At 69.1% G+C, this 17112-nt stretch carries 18 protein-coding genes; 13 read left to right on the top strand and 5 right to left on the bottom strand.

The annotated features are described in order from the left end of the window. Positions 1 to 26 precede the first annotated feature (26 nt). The 4 genes from ACWDSJ_RS30095 (at position 27) to ACWDSJ_RS30080 (ending at position 4032) form a co-directional block, all read left to right on the top strand. A complete protein-coding gene (locus tag ACWDSJ_RS30095) occupies positions 27 to 848 on the top strand; it encodes an alpha/beta fold hydrolase (RefSeq protein ID WP_450035887.1) in 822 nt (273 codons plus the stop codon). Between the two features lie 203 nt (positions 849 to 1051). Further along, positions 1052 to 2467: a D-inositol-3-phosphate glycosyltransferase gene (gene mshA, locus ACWDSJ_RS30090; protein ID WP_450035997.1), complete on the top strand. Its 1416-nt coding sequence runs from the start codon at positions 1052 to 1054 to the stop codon at positions 2465 to 2467. Then, a complete protein-coding gene (locus tag ACWDSJ_RS30085; protein ID WP_387359413.1) occupies positions 2464 to 2958 on the top strand; it encodes a type III secretion system chaperone family protein in 495 nt (164 codons plus the stop codon). Before mshA ends, ACWDSJ_RS30085 begins: the two co-directional genes overlap by 4 nt. Before the next feature lie 168 nt (positions 2959 to 3126). Next, complete coding sequence (locus tag ACWDSJ_RS30080) at positions 3127 to 4032, top strand: ROK family protein (RefSeq protein ID WP_450035885.1); 906 nt, start codon at positions 3127 to 3129, stop codon at positions 4030 to 4032. 1 nt (position 4033) lies between these two features. Here the strand turns inward: ACWDSJ_RS30080 and ACWDSJ_RS30075 are convergent, their stop codons facing one another. Next, complete coding sequence (locus ACWDSJ_RS30075) at positions 4034 to 4243, bottom strand: DUF4287 domain-containing protein (protein ID WP_450035883.1); 210 nt, start codon at positions 4241 to 4243, stop codon at positions 4034 to 4036. A gap of 83 nt (positions 4244 to 4326) precedes the next feature. Between ACWDSJ_RS30075 and ACWDSJ_RS30070 the strand changes: the two genes are divergently transcribed. The 7 genes from ACWDSJ_RS30070 to ACWDSJ_RS30040 all read left to right on the top strand — a co-directional run bounded on the left by ACWDSJ_RS30070 (position 4327) and on the right by ACWDSJ_RS30040 (position 12034). Next, positions 4327 to 4503 carry a hypothetical protein gene (locus tag ACWDSJ_RS30070; protein WP_450035882.1) on the top strand — a complete coding sequence of 59 codons (177 nt, stop codon included), beginning with the start codon at positions 4327 to 4329 and terminating at the stop codon, positions 4501 to 4503. Positions 4504 to 4544: 41 nt separating this feature from the next. Then, entirely contained in the window at positions 4545 to 5282 is a 738-nt protein-coding gene (locus ACWDSJ_RS30065; protein WP_450035880.1) for a phosphoglyceromutase, read from the top strand. Positions 5283 to 5889: 607 nt separating this feature from the next. Continuing rightward, positions 5890 to 6567: a S1 family peptidase gene (locus ACWDSJ_RS30060; RefSeq protein ID WP_450035878.1), complete on the top strand. Its 678-nt coding sequence runs from the start codon at positions 5890 to 5892 to the stop codon at positions 6565 to 6567. Positions 6568 to 7281: 714 nt separating this feature from the next. Next, positions 7282 to 9339 carry a CocE/NonD family hydrolase gene (locus ACWDSJ_RS30055; protein WP_450035876.1) on the top strand — a complete coding sequence of 686 codons (2058 nt, stop codon included), beginning with the start codon at positions 7282 to 7284 and terminating at the stop codon, positions 9337 to 9339. 76 nt (positions 9340 to 9415) lie between these two features. Then, positions 9416 to 9808, top strand: coding sequence for a DUF6010 family protein (locus ACWDSJ_RS30050; RefSeq protein ID WP_387359427.1), 393 nt, complete (start codon positions 9416 to 9418; stop codon positions 9806 to 9808). A gap of 283 nt (positions 9809 to 10091) precedes the next feature. Next, positions 10092 to 11348: a sensor histidine kinase gene (locus ACWDSJ_RS30045; protein WP_387359429.1), complete on the top strand. Its 1257-nt coding sequence runs from the start codon at positions 10092 to 10094 to the stop codon at positions 11346 to 11348. Continuing rightward, complete coding sequence (locus ACWDSJ_RS30040; protein ID WP_387359431.1) at positions 11345 to 12034, top strand: response regulator; 690 nt, start codon at positions 11345 to 11347, stop codon at positions 12032 to 12034. The genes ACWDSJ_RS30045 and ACWDSJ_RS30040 overlap by 4 nt, the downstream gene beginning before the upstream one ends. A 68-nt stretch (positions 12035 to 12102) precedes the next feature. Here the strand turns inward: ACWDSJ_RS30040 and ACWDSJ_RS30035 are convergent, their stop codons facing one another. The 4 genes from ACWDSJ_RS30035 to ACWDSJ_RS30020 form a co-directional block, all read right to left on the bottom strand. Beyond that, on the bottom strand, positions 12103 to 12450 hold the full coding sequence (locus ACWDSJ_RS30035) for a hypothetical protein (RefSeq protein ID WP_450035874.1): 348 nt from the start codon (positions 12448 to 12450) through the stop codon (positions 12103 to 12105). Positions 12451 to 12535: 85 nt separating this feature from the next. Beyond that, entirely contained in the window at positions 12536 to 12865 is a 330-nt protein-coding gene (locus ACWDSJ_RS30030) for a hypothetical protein (protein ID WP_387359435.1), read from the bottom strand. A gap of 86 nt (positions 12866 to 12951) precedes the next feature. After that, a complete protein-coding gene (locus tag ACWDSJ_RS30025) occupies positions 12952 to 13482 on the bottom strand; it encodes an NADPH-dependent FMN reductase (RefSeq protein ID WP_450035872.1) in 531 nt (176 codons plus the stop codon). Between the two features lie 40 nt (positions 13483 to 13522). Next, a complete protein-coding gene (locus ACWDSJ_RS30020; RefSeq protein ID WP_387359438.1) occupies positions 13523 to 14377 on the bottom strand; it encodes a hypothetical protein in 855 nt (284 codons plus the stop codon). A gap of 77 nt (positions 14378 to 14454) precedes the next feature. Here ACWDSJ_RS30020 and ACWDSJ_RS30015 point away from each other — a divergent pair, with 77 nt between their 5' ends. Further along, entirely contained in the window at positions 14455 to 15450 is a 996-nt protein-coding gene (locus ACWDSJ_RS30015; protein ID WP_450035870.1) for a Ppx/GppA phosphatase family protein, read from the top strand. Next, a complete protein-coding gene (locus tag ACWDSJ_RS30010; RefSeq protein ID WP_450035868.1) occupies positions 15447 to 17102 on the top strand; it encodes a hypothetical protein in 1656 nt (551 codons plus the stop codon). Before ACWDSJ_RS30015 ends, ACWDSJ_RS30010 begins: the two co-directional genes overlap by 4 nt. Positions 17103 to 17112: the final 10 nt, after the last annotated feature.

The following is a 17112-nucleotide window of genomic DNA, read 5'->3' as shown; positions in this document are numbered from 1 at the left end:
TTCCCGTCCCGATTAGCCTATTCGGCATGATTCGGGAAGTCGTGAGCGCCGACGGAACCAGCATCGTCTACCGCGTGACCGGACCGGCCGACGCGCGTCCGCTGATCCTGCTGCACGGCTGGGCGGGCAACCTGCTCAACTGGGGCGCGGCCGCCGCCGAGCTGGCACAGCGCTATCGCGTCGTCGCCGTCGATCTGCGCGGCCACGGCTACTCGGGCGCTCCCGAGACCGGCTACGACGACCCGAAGAACTGGGCGGCCGACGTCGCGGCCGTGCTGGCCGGTGAGGGTATCGAGACCGGCGCGGTGCTGCTGGGCTGGTCCTACGGCGGCATCGTGCTCACCGACTATCTGACCGCCTACGGGACGGGTGCGGTCGCGGGCGTGGTCTACTGCGGGTCCCAGGCCAATATCGGCCGCGACGTCCCCGGGGCCGAGATGGGTTCGGCCATGCGGCAGGCCATTCCCGACGCCTTTTCCGACCGCGCGGGCCGGGCGGTGCGCGGCCTGTCGGCCTTCGGCAGTTCGGGCACCGGCGGCGGCGTCGACAAGGGTCCGGACGCGCAACGGCTCTTCGGCGGCAGCCTCTCGACCCCGCCCCGGGTCCGCAAGGCGCTGTTCTACCGCACCGTCGACAACACCGAAACCCTTCGCGCCCTTGACATTCCGGTGCTCGTGCTGCACGGCACGGAGGATCCGGTCGTCCCGATCGGCAACGGCCGCTACATCGCCGCGACCGCCCCCGACGTGCGCGCCTCCTACTGGGAGGGCGCGCAGCACGGCTTGTTCATCGAGGACGCCGACCGATTCGTCGCCGAGGTGAGCGGCTTCGTCGACGCGCTGAACTGAGGTTTTGCCCGTGGCCGGTCCGGTTCGAACCAGGACCCCCGCGACATCGTTCGACAGGTGTGAGCCGACACACCGAAGGTCTTGAGCGAAGCCCGGTTTCGCGGACGGGCACGTCGGCCGCCGCTGTGTCGCTGCGGATTTGCCGGTCGGTCCGCCGGAAGCTCGGTGCGGGCGTGCCCATTCGGCGCTCGGCCCGGCTTGTGATGGGTGTCACTAGGTGGTGGAGGTCGCATCGGGCAATTCCCTCGGACGTGCACACTGGAGTAGTGAGTCAACGCGCGGACCTACGGCCGAATCGGATCGCCGTGTTGTCGGTGCACACCTCGCCCCTCGCGCAGCCGGGTACCGGCGACGCGGGCGGGATGAACGTCTACGTCCTGCAGACCGCCATCCAGCTGGCTCGCCGCGGGGTCGAGGTGGAGATCTTCACCCGAGCCACCTCTTCCAACGACGAACCGGTCGTCGAGGCCGCGCCCGGCGTCCTGGTCCGCAATGTGGTCGCGGGCCCGTTCGAGGGCCTGGACAAACACGATCTGCCCACCCAGCTGTGCCCGTTCGCCGCCGAGGTGCTGCGCCAGGAGGCCCGGCACCTGCCCGGCCACTACGACCTCATCCACTCGCACTACTGGCTGTCCGGCCAGATCGGCTGGCTCGCCCGCGACCGCTGGCGGGTGCCGCTCGTGCACACCGCGCACACCCTGGCCGCGGTGAAGAACGCCTACCTCGCCGAGGGCGACGTCCCCGAACCGCCCGCCCGCGAGGTCGGCGAGAAGCAGATCACCGCCGAGGCGGATCGGCTGGTCGCCAACACCGCCGAGGAGGCCCGGCAGCTGACCGAGCTGTACGGCGCGAATCCCGAACACATAGATGTGGTCCTGCCGGGTGCGGATCTCGCCCGCTACCGCCCCGGCGACCGAGCTGCCGCCCGTACCGAACTGGGCCTGCTCCCGCACGAGCAGGTCGTGGCGTTCGTCGGCCGCATCCAGCCGCTCAAGGCCCCCGATGTGCTGGTCCGCGCGGCCGCGCGAGTACTGGCCGAGGAGCCCGGTCGCGCATTGCGGGTGCTGATCGTGGGGGGTCCGTCCGGCACCGGGCTGGAACGGCCCGACGCGCTCATCGAGCTGGCGGCCGAACTCGGCATCGCCGATCGCGTCACCTTCCTGCCGCCGCAACCGCCGCAGCGGCTGGTGCGGATCTACCGCGCCGCCGATCTGGTGGCCGTGCCCAGCTACAACGAATCGTTCGGCCTGGTCGCCATCGAAGCGCAGGCCAGCGGGACGCCGGTGTTGGCCGCGCACGTCGGCGGTCTCGGCACGGCGGTGCGCGACGGTGTGTCCGGCCTGCTCGTGCCCAACCACTCCACCGAGGAGTGGGCGGCGGCGCTGCGCCGCCTGCTGAACGATCCGATTCGCTTGCGGCACATGGGCATCGCCGCGGTGGACCACGCCGCCGAATTCTCCTGGGAGCACACCGCCGAGGGTTTGCTGGACAGCTACGCCGAGGCGCTGGCCCGGTATCGAGGTGTGCGCTCGCGCGGGCCGGGTACGTTGCTCTCGGAGAGCAATCAAGCCAGATCGCGGGCGCTGTGGCGGCGCCGGACAGGAGCGGTGCGCCGGTGAGCGACGACACGATCCCCGACCTCGTCGAGGACACCCTGCGCGACCGCGAGATCGAATACACCCGCGAGGGCGAGGACACCTTCATCGTCGTCCTCCCCGGCGAACGCAAACTCAAGACGACCGTCATGCTCACGGTCGGCAAACACGGCGCCCGCTTCGAATGCTTCGTCTGCCGCAAACCCGACGAGAACTTCGAGGGCGTCTACAAATTCCTCCTCCGCCGCAACCGCCGCCTCTACGCCGTCGCCTACACCCTCGACCGAGTGGGCGACATCTACCTCGTCGGCCGCACCTCCACCCACGCCATCACCCCCGACGAACTCGACCGCATCTTCGGCCAGATCCTCGAGGCCGTGGACGCCGACTTCAACGTCCTCCTCGAACTCGGCTTCGCCGAATCCATCCGCCGAGAATGGAAATGGCGAGTCTCCCGAGGCGAATCCCTCAAAAACCTCCGGGCTTTCGAACACCTGGTAGACGAGGACGCCTGACCCCCAGGCCGACGAACACAGCCGCACCCATTATTCGAATCCGCACCCCTTGCAGGGCCATGCAACGGGTGCGGATCCGAATAAAGGGTGCGGCTGGGGTTGCGGTGCTGGCGATCGGTCTCGGGTACCGGCATGCTCATGGCCGGACGACGAGGGAAGGTGAATGCCATGGCCGTGCTGGCTCTCGATATCGGGGCGACGAAGTTGGCGGCGGGGGTGGTGCACGGGGGGCGGGCGGTGCGGGAGGTTCGGCAGGTGAAGGTGCCGGGGGAGGGGGTTTGGGAGGCTTGCCGCGGGTTGTTGGTGGAGGTGGCGGGGGCGGAACGGGTTTCGGCGGTGGGGATCGGGTCGGCAGGGCCGGTGGATGTGCGGTCGGGGGTGGCGTCGCCGTTGAACATTCCGGAGTGGCGGGGTGGGTTTCCGATCGTGGCCGCCGTGCAGGAGTTGTTCCCGGGGGCGGTGATTCGGTTCGCGATCGATGGGGCGTGTCTGGCGTTGGCCGAGCATCACCTCGGCGGGTTGCGGGGGCTGCGGGACGGGCTGGCGATGACGGTGTCGTCGGGGATCGGGGGCGGGATCATCATCGATGGCCGAGTCGCGGTGGGGCGCACGGGAAACGCGGGTCATATCGGGCACATCGTGGTGCCGGGGTGGGACGAGCCGTGTGGTTGCGGCGGGGTGGGCTGCGTCGAGGCCGTGGCCAGCGGGATGTCGTCGGTGCGGTGGGCGCGGTCGCGGGGGTGGGGCGGGAGTACGGGGGTGGAGTTGTCGGAGGCGGCGCGAGCGGGGGACGAGATCGCGCTCGCCGCGCTGGCTCGATCGGGAACCGCTCTGGGACAGGCGATTTCGTCCGCCGCGGCGCTGCTCGACATCGATCGGGTGGTGATCGGCGGTGGGTTCGCGGAATCCGGTGCGCCGCTGTGGGATCCGCTGCGGGCCGTGATCGCCAAGCACGCGCGGCTGGGATTCACACGGGAGCTGCGGGTGGTCAAGTCGCGAATCACCAACGGCGCCACGCTCGTCGGCGCGGGGGTGCTGGCGGCCGGGCACGCGACCGCCGACGAGTACGACTGAGTCAGGCGGCGCGGGCGTGGGCCACGAGGGCGTTGGCGTGACCGTGGCCGAGGCCGTATTCGCTCTTCAGCCAGGCCACCAATTCCCCGTGCTTGGTGAGTTCCGAGGTTCGGATCAGCTCCAGCCATTCGGCGATCGGGCGGCCGTACTTCTTCTCGATCGAGGGGAAGTAGGAGGCGGGGCCCTTGGGGGAGGGGGTCGTGTCGCTCATGCTCGTGACGACGACGCGCCCGGGCGAAATTCGTCGCGCGCGGTGCGTGGCTCGCGTCACTCCGCTCGGTTAGCGTGACTCGGGTGCCTGCCGAATTCTGTCCTGGCGATGTGGTTTTCGTGCCCAGCGGACCGTTCCAGGGAGTCTGCGGGGTGGTGCGGGAGGTCGACGCCGAACGCGAGGAGCTACGTCTGGTCGTCTCCGTGTGTGACCGTCGGCACCAGGTGGTCGTCGGCTTCACCGAGGCCGAACCCGCGTAGGCCGGTGAGCAGCGGCATCGGCTCCGTGGCAGGATGACCGCATGACGTACACCCTCGTTTTGCTGCGCCACGGCGAGAGCGAATGGAACGCCCTGAACCTGTTCACCGGCTGGGTGGATGTGCATCTGACGGACAAGGGCCGGGCCGAGGGCAAGCGCGCCGGGGAGCTGCTCGCCGAGCGGAACATCCTCCCCGACATCGTGTTCACCTCGCTGCTGCGCCGCGCGATCAGCACCGCCAATATCGCCCTCGACGCCGCCGACCGGCATTGGATTCCCGTCATCCGGGACTGGCGTCTCAACGAGCGGCACTACGGCGCGTTGCAGGGCAAGAACAAGGCTCAGGTACGGGACAAGTACGGCGATGAGCAGTTCATGCTGTGGCGCCGGAGCTACGACACCCCGCCGCCCCCGATCGAGCCCGGCAGCGAGTACAGCCAGGACGGCGACGCCCGGTACGCCGCGGACGAGGTCCCCGCGACCGAATGCCTGAAGGACGTCGTGGCCCGCATGGTCCCCTACTGGGAGTCGACCATCTCCGCCGAACTGCGCGCGGGCAGGACGGTTCTCGTTGCGGCCCACGGCAATTCGCTCCGCGCCCTGGTCAAGCACCTGGAGAACATCTCCGACGACGACATCGCCGGCCTCAACATCCCCACCGGCATCCCCCTCCGCTACGAACTCGACGAGAACCTCCGCCCCACGGGCCCCGGCGAATACCTCGACCCGGAAGCCGCCGCAGCCGGCGCCGCCGCGGTGGCCAGCCAGGGCGGCAAATAACCCCCACCCCAGCCGCACCCCCTCTCGGTAAACGCACCCCCTGCAAGGTGTGCGACGCCAAATAAAGGGTGCGGCTGTGCTGCGTACGGCAACCCCAGCCGCACCCCTTGTTGGGATTCGCACACCTTGTAGAGGGTGCGGATCCTGATAAAGGGTGCGGCTGTGCTGTGTTCGGCAACCCCAGCCGCACCCCTTGTTGGGATTCGCACACCTTGCAGGGGGTGCGGATCCAGATAAGGGGTGCGGCTGGGGTGGTGAACCTGTGGGTAGCGGGGGTTGGAAGGGGGCGAGGGGAGTGGGGTTGAGCGGGTGTGGGGAGTAGTCCGGGGCGAGCGGGTTTCCGAAGGGCGCCTGGGGAGTGGGTTTGTGGCTGAAGGTGGTGGTCCTGGGGGAGTGGTTTTTGGGGGGTGCGGGTGGGGTGGGTTTGCTGGTAATGTTCGGCCGTTCAGCGTTGCGGCATGCTGGAATGCTTTCTGCCAGGGGCGGTTTCGAACCATTGCGTGGGAGCTCGGGGTTGTGCGGCGATGGTCGGAATCGGTTGTGGAAAGAGATGGATATGTTCGGTGTGGGGCGGGTTTTCGGGTGGGGTGTTGTGGCGGTTACGGCTGTGGCCGGGAGCTTGGTCGGGGGTGGGAGTGCCGGGGCGGCGGATCCGGTGACGTTGGGGGGTGGGTCGGGGATCATCGTGGAGCAGTTGGATGATCCGGGGATGGCCGCGGATTGCACGTTGACGGCGGTGGGGCGGGACGGGGCGGATCGGCTCGTCGGGTTGACCGCGGGGCATTGCGGGCAGGTCGGGTCGCGGTTGCTGGCCGAGTACGACCCGAAGGCCGGTGTGGTCGGTCGGATCACCGCCAAGAGCGAGGAAATGGATTGGGCCGTGATCGAATTCGATCCGGCTCGGGTGGTGCCGACGCGTCGGGTGACCCAATCGGAGATCAATGGCGTCGGGGGCGCGCCGGGGGTCGGTGACAATGTCTGCAAGAACGGTCGTACGACCGGTTTCACCTGCGGCATCGTGTGGGAGACGCATCCGGCGTGGTTCGCCAGCCATGTGTGTGCCGATCACGGTGACTCCGGGTCGCCGGTGCTGCGCGGCGATCAGCTGATCGGAATGGTCGTGGCGGGCAAGGACTTCCAGGTGGGGCCGATCACCGTCCCGCTGCCGTCCTGCCAGGGCGCGGGCGACGTCATCCACCAGCCCGACGCCGCCACCGACATTCAGATGGTGCTGCGGGACATCGACCGTCAGGCCGGGCCGGGCGCCGGGTTCCGGCTGATCTGACCTACGAGGACGAGTCGCGATCACGCGCCGCAAAGCCGGTCGTGATCGCGACTCGAAGTGTCGTGAGTCCATTGGGCATTCGCGTCCCGTGAGTCCATTCGGCGTTCCCCGGCCGTCAGCCGATTCTGCGTTTGTGTCTGATGAGCCGATTCGGCGTTCGCGTCCCGTGAGTCCTCTGGGTATTCGCGTCCCGCGAGCCCATTCGGCGCTCCCCGGCCGTCAGCCGATTCTGCGTTCGCGTCCGGTGAGCCGATTCGGCGTTCGCGTCCCGTGAGTCCTTTGGGCGTTCGCGTCCCGCGAGCCCATTTGGCGTTCCCCGGCCGTCAGCCGATTCTGCGTTGGCATCCGGTGAGCCGATTCGGCGTTGGCATCCGGTGAGCCCGAGTCGCCGTTCGCATCCGGTAAGCCGATTCGGCGTCCGCATTCCGTGAGCCCGCCGAACGTTCGCGTCCCGTGACCCTCATCACGTCTACGCCTCCGTAGCTATCACGTTGCCCCACAACAAAATACCCAGTGCCCCCAGTCACATAACCCCCGCTAGAACCCCCTACCCCCACCCGAACCACAACAACCCCCCAGCTCACCCCACCCCTCTGAGAAACTGACCCCCTGAAACTTTCTCTCCCCCATTAACTGTAACCAACAGTTTGCAACTAACCCCCCACTAGCTACACTTCCGGACATTCGACCAGCTCGAGAGATGGATCACGTCCGATGAAGTACGCGCTGCGCGTCACCGTGTTCGCGGTCGCCGCGACCGTCAGTTTTCCGTTCCTCGGACCCGGGTCCGCCAGCGCGGCGCCGGTCGCGAGCGGGCCGGACGGCGGTGCGGCGGGGGCGAGCTGGACCGCGGCCGAGGACGGGCCGCAGCGGTATCCGAACATCAATATCGAGTGGGACGTGCCGATCACCATGAGTGACGGAACGGTGCTGAAGGCCAATGTCTATCGGCCGGCCGACGATGCCGGGCGGCCCGTGGACACGCGGACGCCCGTGATCGTGAACATCACGCCCTACACCAAACTCGTCAGCAATCTCGCCGACCACGCCCAGTCGGTGCCGGGACTGTCGGACGCGTTGCTGGAACTGTTCCGCCGGACCGATCTGTCCGGAACCCCGCTGTCCGGAATCACCGATCTGACAAAGGCATTCGGCGGCGGCGAGTTACGGAACTTCTCCGTGGACCGGCAGCTGATCAGGAGCGGGTACGCCCAGGTCGTGGTCGACGCGCGCGGGACCGGATTCTCCCAGGGCGAGTGGGACATGCTGCGAGACCGCGAACAGCAGGACTCCGTCGAGGTGATCGATTGGGCCGCGGCCCAATCGTGGTCGGACGGCAAGGTCGGAATGAACGGCCTGTCCTACTCCGCGATCAATCAGGTGCAGGCAGCCGAGAAGCATCCGGCCGCGCTGAAGGCGATCTTCCCCGTCGTGCCGGGCAGCGATCTCGTGCAGGACGTGCTCGATCCGGGCAGCGGGTTCGGGTTCAACTTCATTCCGTTGTGGCTCACCGCGATCAACGCGACCAAATGGATTCCGGACGTGCAGTCGCTGGTGCAGGGGCGGTTCGACACCCAATGGCTGAACGATCGGGCGGCCAGTCCGCTGACCTACATGGATGTGCTGCTCAACGCGTACGCGAGTGTGCGGATGGAGGATCTGGATCCACGGGTGCGCGGGATGCTCACCGACTTCTCGGCCGAGCGGCAGGCGTGGCTGGGCGATCCGTCCCGGGTGGGCGTGCCGACGTTCGTGGTCGGCGGATGGCACGACCTGTTCACCTATTCGGAGTCCAAGATCTACAACGAGATTCCGCTGCCGCCGGGGCGCAAGCAGCTGCTGATGGGCAACACCTATCACCTCAGCTCCGGCAACGAGTACGGCGGACCGGGCCTGCCGCCGCGGCTGGACGTGCTGCAACGCGCGTGGTTCGACAAGTGGCTCAAGGGAATCGACAACGGCGTCGACGGCTACGGTCCGGTGACCCTGTACAACCAGGGCAGCGGCGGCTGGGTCACCCAGAGCGGCTTCGGGACCACCGCGCCCGCGACCGAGGCGAGCGAGTATCGGCGCATGTACCTCTCGGCGATCCGCAGCGGGACCTCGAACGGACTGTACGACGGCTCGCTGACCGTCGAACCCGATGCCGAACCCGCGCGACTCACGGTCGCGCCCGGCCTGACCACGTTGTGCTCCAACGACGCCGCGCAGGCGACCGCGGGCGTGCTCGCGGTCCTCGACGGCTGCGCGAAGGATGCGCGGATCGCCGAGACCAACGGCCTCACCTTCACCAGCGCGCCGGTCGCCGAGGAGACCACCATCTCCGGCCCGATCGCGGTGCGGCTCAACACGATTCAGGACGCGGCCGACGGGTACTGGACCGTCACCGTGAACGATGTCGCGCCGGACGGGCAGTCGACGGTGCTGTCCTCGGGGCAGCTGATGGCGTCGATGCGCGAGATCGACGAGGCGGCCAGCGCGCGCTCGGCCAACGGCGACTACACCGATCCGCATCCGTACAACTCGCTGGATCGGCGGCGGCCGACCACCCCGGGTGAGGCGACCACCCTCGACATCGCCCTCGCCGGAACGCAGGCCGTGCTGCGGCCCGGTCATCGGCTGCGGATCGACGTGTTCGCGGGCAACTTCCCCAAGGGGCTGCCGATCACGCCGATGCTCGTGGACACCGGTCTGCTGCCCGAACATCTGCGCCTCGACCCGGACACGCCGAGTTTCGTGAACATCCCGGTGCGCGGCAACCCGGGCTGGTGAGCCGTGGCGCATTCCCGTCGGAAGTCGGCGGGAATGCGTCTTTCCGGACGGTGGGTTCCGAATTAACTTGGGGCGCATGGCTTTTGTGCTCCCGATCCTGGTCGGCTGCGTCCTCGTGGTGCTGCTGTCGCTGATTCCCGAACCGCGGCGGTTGCAGTTCAACGCGATCTTCGTCGCGGGCGCGGGCGCGGCGTATCTGAGCGGGGGTGGCTTCGGCGGCTGGGAGTTCGTGTTCACCGCGGCCGCGACCTGGTGCGCCTATCGCGGACTGCGGTCCTGGAACTGGATCGGCGTCGCGTGGCTGCTGCACACCGGCTGGGATCTGGCCCATCACTTCAAGGGCCATCCGATCATCCCGTTCGCGCACGACTCCTCGCTGGGCTGCGCGATCTGCGATCCGGTGATCGCGCTGTGGGCGTTCCGGGGCGGGCCGACGCTGTTGCCGCGGACCCGCCGACGCCTCGCGTGAGTCGCATGTCACACTCGTTCGCGGATGCGGTCGGGGCCACCGTCCGCGGGCACAATGGACGAGAGTTCGACTGCCCGTCGCGCATCCGTGAGATGGGCGGCGCCGCAAGGAAAGCTGCGCGCGGCATCGTAGTCCCGGTGCGCGGGGACGCGGGCGACGACATCGCCGGGCGGCCCGAACTCTGCGTAAACGCTCGGCTAACGGGTGCGTAAGCGCCCATGACCTGCGCGAAACTTCGTGGACCGGGGCATGGTGGACGCGTCCGCGATCGTACGATTCAGATGTGAGCGTTCCCCAGGCCGTGCTGCTGGCAGTACTCGCGGCCGTCGTTGGCCTGGCCGTCGGTGGTCTGCTCATTCCGTATGTGAACGCCCGGCAGGCGCAGCGCCGCGAGGCCGATTCCGGTCTGACCATGTCCCAGGTCCTCGACCTCATCGTGCTCGCCTCGGAGAGCGGCATCGCGGTGGTCGACGAGTACCGGGACGTGGTGCTGGTGAATCCGCGCGCGGAGGAACTCGGCCTGGTCCGCGAGCGGCTGCTCGACGAGCGCGCGTGGGCCGCGGTCGAGAAGGTGATCACCTCCGGCGAGAGCGTGGACTTCGATCTGACGGCCAAGAATCCCGTGCCCGGCCGCAGCCGCATCGCCGTGCGCGGCGTGGCCCGGCCGCTGTCGCGCGAGGAGAGCAGCTTCGTCGTGCTCTTCGCCGACGACGATTCCGAGCAGGCCCGCATGGAGGCGACCCGGCGCGATTTCGTGGCCAATGTCAGCCACGAACTCAAGACGCCCGTCGGCGCGATGAGCCTGCTCGCCGAGGCCCTGCTGGAGTCGGCCGACGATCCCGATTCGGTGCGGCATTTCGGCGAGCGGCTGCTGGTCGAGTCCAGCCGGATGGGCAAGATGGTGACCGAGCTGATCGCGCTGTCGCGCCTGCAGGGCGCGGAGAAGCTGCCGCAGCTCGAGGCCGTCGATGTGGACACCGTCGTCAACGCGGCCATCGAACGGTCCCGCACGGCCGCGGAGGCCGCGGGCATCACCGTCAGCACCGATCGCAACAGCGGTCTGGAGATGCTCGGCGACGAGACCCTGCTCATGACGGCCCTGTCGAATCTGGTCGAGAACGCCATCAACTACTCCCCGAAGGGTTCGCACGTCTCGGTGAGCCGGTCGCTGCGCGGCGGGTACGTGAACATCGCGGTCACCGACCGCGGCATCGGCATCGCCAAGGAGGATCAGGAGCGGGTGTTCGAGCGGTTCTTCCGCGCCGACAAGGCCCGCTCGCGCGCCACCGGCGGGACCGGACTCGGGCTGGCTATCGTCAAACACGTGGCCGCCAACCACAACGGTGAGATCACCCTGTGGAGCAAACTGGGCACCGGCTCGACGTTCACGCTGCGCATACCCGCCGTCGAAACCGACGACCGGAGTTCCGCCGACCCGGCGGAGAAGAAGAGTCCCACCGCCATCCAGGTGGGCAAGAAGGAAACCGGCCCGCGCCCGGCAGGGCGGGCCAGACCAAACGGTGTGGAGGCAACCCGATGACGAGTGTGCTGATCGTCGAGGACGAGGAGTCGCTGGCCGATCCGCTCGCATTCCTGCTGCGCAAGGAGGGGTTCGAGGTCACGGTAGTCGGCGACGGACCGTCCGCGCTGGCCGAATTCGACCGCTCGGGCGCCGACATCGTGCTGCTCGACCTCATGCTGCCCGGCATGAGCGGAACCGATGTGTGCAAGCAGCTGCGGACCCGCAGCAGCGTGCCGGTGATCATGGTGACCGCCCGCGACAGCGAGATCGACAAGGTGGTCGGGCTGGAACTGGGCGCGGACGACTATGTGACCAAGCCGTATTCCTCGCGCGAGCTGATCGCGCGCATCCGCGCGGTGCTGCGCCGCGGCGCGGGCGAGGACATCGACGGGTCGAGCGAGAGCGGCGTGCTCGAGGCGGGTCCGGTGCGCATGGACGTGGACCGGCACACCGTGCAGGTCAACGGCAAGCCGGTGACCCTGCCGCTCAAGGAGTTCGATCTGCTGGAGTACCTGTTGCGCAACTCCGGGCGCGTGCTCACCCGCGGGCAGCTCATCGATCGAGTGTGGGGCGCGGACTACGTCGGCGACACCAAGACCCTCGACGTGCACGTCAAGCGGTTGCGCTCGAAGATCGAGACCGATCCGGCCAAGCCGGAGCATCTGGTGACCGTGCGCGGGCTGGGCTACAAGCTCGAGGCCTGATCGGACGGACGGGCCGCGCCCCCGGATCGGGTGGCGCGGCCTCGATTCCGCGGCAACGACTTTCGGGATCAGCTGTACACGAACAGCCGACGCAGCGGATTGGTGATCTCGGTGAGGGCGTGCGGATTGCCGTTGTCGTCGTATTGACGGCAGTCGTGGATCTGTACGTAGTGCCCGTCGCCGCGGCATTCGATGGAGTGGCCGTTGCCGTACGGGCTGACCAGCAGGTACTTGAATACCTTGGTCGGATCGAAATACGCGCCGGGATCCAGCGGGGAGACGAAGGCGTCGGTGCGGTCGCGGTAGGCGTTCCAGCCGTACGGATCGTCGGGGGAGGGGTCGGCGTTCGCGGCCTGCGGGACGAGCAGGGCGGCGCCCGCGGCGAGTACCGCGGCGGCGAGGAGTCGCTTCATCATGGGTGGATCATCGCTCCCCGGAAGGGGCCCGCTACGCGCGAAACGCCGAGGCCGGTCGCCAACGCGCGACCGGCCCCCGGGGAAACTAGACGACGTGCACCCAGGCGGTGCCGATCTGCGGCAGCTCCTGGCGCTGCAACGGGAACCAGCCGAAGTCGTCCTTCTGCCAGCAGTCGTCCACCGGATTGGTGTTGTCGCGGCAGGCGATCGGCCGGGAGGTGCCGTAGGGGCTGACGATGACCTGCTTGCCGTCCGCCTGGGCGTTCAGCGCGGCCGGATCGGTGTAGACGACGAAGTTGTCGTTCATCAGCGAGTAGTCGTTCGGGGTGACGGCGGGGTCGGCCTGCGCGACGGGGGCGAGAGCCAGCGCGGCGCCGGCCGCGAGCACGGCGGTTGCCAAGAATTTCCTCATCATGGGTAAGACACCTACCATCGCCAGGTGAATCGCGCATGGCGGATCGGTGTCTTGTAAGAAGTACCACTTCCGCCGGTCCAAATTGGTCAATGGACCGAATTTCTCGCCAGGTCGGCGAGCGCGGCCCGCAATTCGTTCCGCACGCCCGGCTCGGCGATTCGGTCGTCCGCGCCGATATCGTTGCGGCTCACCGGAATTCGACGGCAGGCCGATTCGACGATCGTCGCGCCGAGATATCCGAGCACCGTGCGCAGCGAGGCCACCGCGCCCTCGCCCCGGCCCTCGGCGGCGACATTGATCCACGCCACCGGCTTTTCGTGGAGGTCGGCCCCGCCCACGGTCCACTCCAGCAGATTCTTCAGGCTGCCCGGAATCAACCCGGCGTATTCCGGTGCGCAGAACAACACCGCGTCCGCGGCGGCCAGCCGTTCGCGTAATTCGGCCACCGCGGGCGGATCGGGATCGTCCCCGGGCACGAAGGCGGGCACATTCTCCAGCCCGGTATACAACTCGGCGAGAATATCGTCCCCCGAACGGGATTCGAGGGCCCGCAGCGCGGCGGTATTCGTCGAACCCGGGCGGGTGCTGCCGGAGATCATCAGGACGCGAACGCTCACGGGACGTGCAAGAGCGCGCGGGCGCGCGGTATTCCGCGGGTCAGGGGGTGAGCGGGCGCGCGACCGCCGTCGCGGGGTGCACCGCCACCAGACCCAGCCCCTCGCGGCGTTTGCAGTGCCGGGCCAGTTCCTCGTAGGCCGGGGCGCCGATGAGTTCGATCAGCTCGGGGGCGTAGGACTGCCAGACCGGGCGGGTGCCGACGTGCGCGTCCGGCGAACCGCTGCAATACCAGTTGAGGTCCAGGCCGCCCGGACCCCAGCCGCGGCGGTCGTATTCGGTGATGACCGTGCGCAGGATCTCCACGCCGTCGGGGCGTTCCACCCAGTCCTGGGTGCGGCGGATCGGAAGTTGCCAGCAGACTTCGGGTTTCACCGTCAGCGGTTCCAGGCCCCGGCGCAGGGCCATGGTGTGCAGCGCGCAGCCGATGCCGCCCGCGAAACCGGGACGATTGAGGAAGATGCACGCGCCGTCGTAGCGGCGGGTGCGCAGGGCGGGCTCGTCGTCGAGCTCGTCCTCCTCTAGGTAGAGCTTCTTGCGGACCTTGCCCGACTCGTCGCGGGCCTCGTCCATCAGCTGCCAGTCCTCGGGTGTGAGCAGTTTCACAGCCTTCTGGAGTTTGCGGCGATCGTCGTCGTCGCAGAGGAACGCGCCGTGCGAGCAGCAACCGTCGTCGGGGCGGCCCTCGATGATGCCTTGGCAGGCCGGGGTGCCGAAGACGCACGTCCAGCGCGAGAGCAGCCAGGTGAGGTCGGCGACGATGGTGTGCTCGTCGTTAGCCGGATCGACGAATTCGATCCACTCCCGGGGGAAGTCGAGATCCACCTCGGGTGCGGGGTCGATCTTCGCCGCTGGTCGCAGCCCGGTCGGACCGCTCGCCGATGCTCCTGCCGTCACATCGCCAGACGCTAACAGCAAATCGGGATGAACGGTTCGTGGCCCGGCGGTCGGGGTGGACCCAGTACCGTGTCCCTGTGCGGCTCGGTGTGCTCGATGTGGGAAGCAATACCGTCCACCTGCTCGTGGTGGACGCGCATCGGGGTGGTCACCCGATGCCGATGAGTTCGACCAAGGCCGCGCTGCGTCTGTCGGAGAACATCGACGACGACGGCTGCATCACCCCGGCGGGCGCGCAGCGCCTGACCCGGACGGTCGGCGAATTCGCCGGTATCGCAAAGACTTCCGGCTGCGTGGAGTTGATGGCCTTCGCCACCTCCGCGGTGCGCGAGGCCGCCAATTCCGACGAGGTGCTCGCCCGCGTGCGCACCGAGACCGGGGTGAATCTGCGGGTGCTGACGGGTGCGGACGAGGCCCGGCTGACCTTCCTCGCGGTCCGGCGCTGGTACGGCTGGAGTGCCGGGCGCATCCTCAATCTCGATATCGGCGGCGGCTCGCTGGAGATGAGCAACGGCGCGGACGAGGCGCCCGACGTCGCGCTGTCACTCCCCCTGGGCGCGGGGCGGCTCACCCGCGAATGGCTTTCGGCCGACCCGCCGGGCAAGCGGCGGGTGAGCGTGCTGCGCGACTGGCTCGACGCGGAACTGGTCGATCCGGCCCGGCGGCTGCTCGAGCCCGGCCGCCCCGATCTCGCGGTGGGCACGTCGAAGACGTTCCGCACGCTGGCCCGGCTCACCGGCGCGGCCCCCTCCTCGGCAGGACCGCGCGCGCGGCGTACCCTTACGAGTTCCGGCCTGCGGCAGGTGATCGCGTTCATCTCCCGAATGACCGCCGCCGACCGGGCAGAATTGGAGGGCGTGAGTTCCGATCGGTCACAGCAACTGGTGGCCGGCGCATTGGTCGCGGAGGCGAGTATGCGGGCGTTATCGCTGGATACTCTCGAGATTTGCCCATGGGCGCTGCGGGAGGGACTGATCCTGCGCAAACTGGATACCGACCTCGAGAACGAACCCGGTGCCGACAACGGCCGCCCCACAGGGGTTCCGGGCCCGACCGAAACGGTGTCGCGATGAGTGACGAATCGACCCAGCTGTCGGTCGCCGAACTACTCGCCCGCAATGGGCAGGGTGTTCCGACCACCGGCGGTGGCCGGCGTCGGCGCGGTGGCCGCGGCATCGCGGTGACCGATCTGACCGGCGACCTACCCGCCGTGCCCGAGGGCTCCTCGGCGCACGCCGCCCCCGAACCGGAGGAGTCCTCGTACTCCCCGGCCTCCGGGCCCATCTCCTTCTACGATCCGCTGGCCCGAAATGCCGCGCCCGCACCGAATTACGATCCGCCCGCCGCGCCCGTCTACGAGGCGCCCGCCTTCGATCCGCCGCGCTTCGAGCCGACCTCCTTCGCGCCCCCCACCTTCGAGCCACCCTCGTATCCGCCGCCCGAGCCGGAGCCGCGCGCCACGCCCGAGTTCGGCTGGCCCCCCTCCCCGGCCGCGCAGGCCCCCACGGGTGGCCGCCGGGCGCGCCGCGAGCGAATGGAGGCGCTGGCACAGGAGGCCGAGGGGCTGTCGGTGGCCGATCTGGCCGCTCCCGCACCGGCTTCCGACCCGCCGCGTTCCGGTCGGCGACGGCGGCGCGAGCCGGACGAGGAGACCACCGAGGTCTCGCCGTACCGGGGTCCGTTGCCGCAGAACGAGGATCTCGGCCCGCCCACCGCGCCGTGGGCGCCCCCGCGTCCCCCCGAACCGAGCCCGCCGCAGCGGCAGTTCGGCGAACCCGGTTTCGATCGCGGCGAGCCCGGCGGCCCGCCGCGCAACGGCAGGCGCCCCGACGGGCCGCCGCCCCCCGGCGGCCTGCCCGCGTGGTCGGCCCGAAGACGCACTCCACCGGAACCGCCCGCGCCCGAACGGCCTTCGCTTCGAAACGGCCGTGCGGCCCCCGAGGACCTCGGGGCGCAGCCGGATCGGCCCCCGCTCCGCAACGGCCGTGCGGCACCCGACGAGATCGGGGCACAGCCGGACCGTCCCTCGCTCCGCAACGGGCGTGCGGCCCCTGAGGACCTCGGGGCGCAGCCGGATCGGCCCCCGCTCCGCAATGGCCGTGCGGCGGCACCCGAGGAGCTCCCGGTCCGGAACGGGCGTGCCGCGCCCGAGGAGGTCGGGGCGCAGACCGCGGTGTGGTCGCTGGCCGAGCGCGATCAGCAGTTGGTGTCCGGGCCCACGGTCGCCGGGGATCTGTTGCGCGAGGCGAACGAACGCGACCGCCGGGGTGCGCGGCGTGGCGGGCCGCTCCCGGAGTCCGAGCACCGCACCGAATTGCTCCGGCCGCTCGACGACGATCTGGACGAACCCCTCGACGATCTCGACGACGAGGAGGAACTCGACGAGCCCACTCCGCGCCGCCGGGCCCGAACGTCGTTCGCGCCCAAGCGTTCTCGCGGCGCGCGCAAGGCCGACGAGGACGCCAACCGCAAACAGTGGATGATCCTCGGCGGCCAGGCCGCGGGCGCCGCGATCGGCGGGATGGTGCTGTTCAAGGGCTTCGAGAAGATGTGGGATCTGCTGCCGTTCGTCGCGCTGCTGCTGGCGATGGTGGTCATCCTCGGGCTGGTGGCCCTGGTCCGGGTGCTGCGCCGCACCGACGACATCCTCAGCACCGTCATCGCGGTCGTCGTGGGCATCTTCGTGACGCTCGGACCGCTGGCGTTCCTGCTCAGCACCAATTGACCGGAGCCGC

It is taken from the genome of Nocardia sp. NPDC003482, from assembly GCF_053588115.1.
This window is presented reverse-complemented; position numbering and strand designations above follow the sequence as displayed.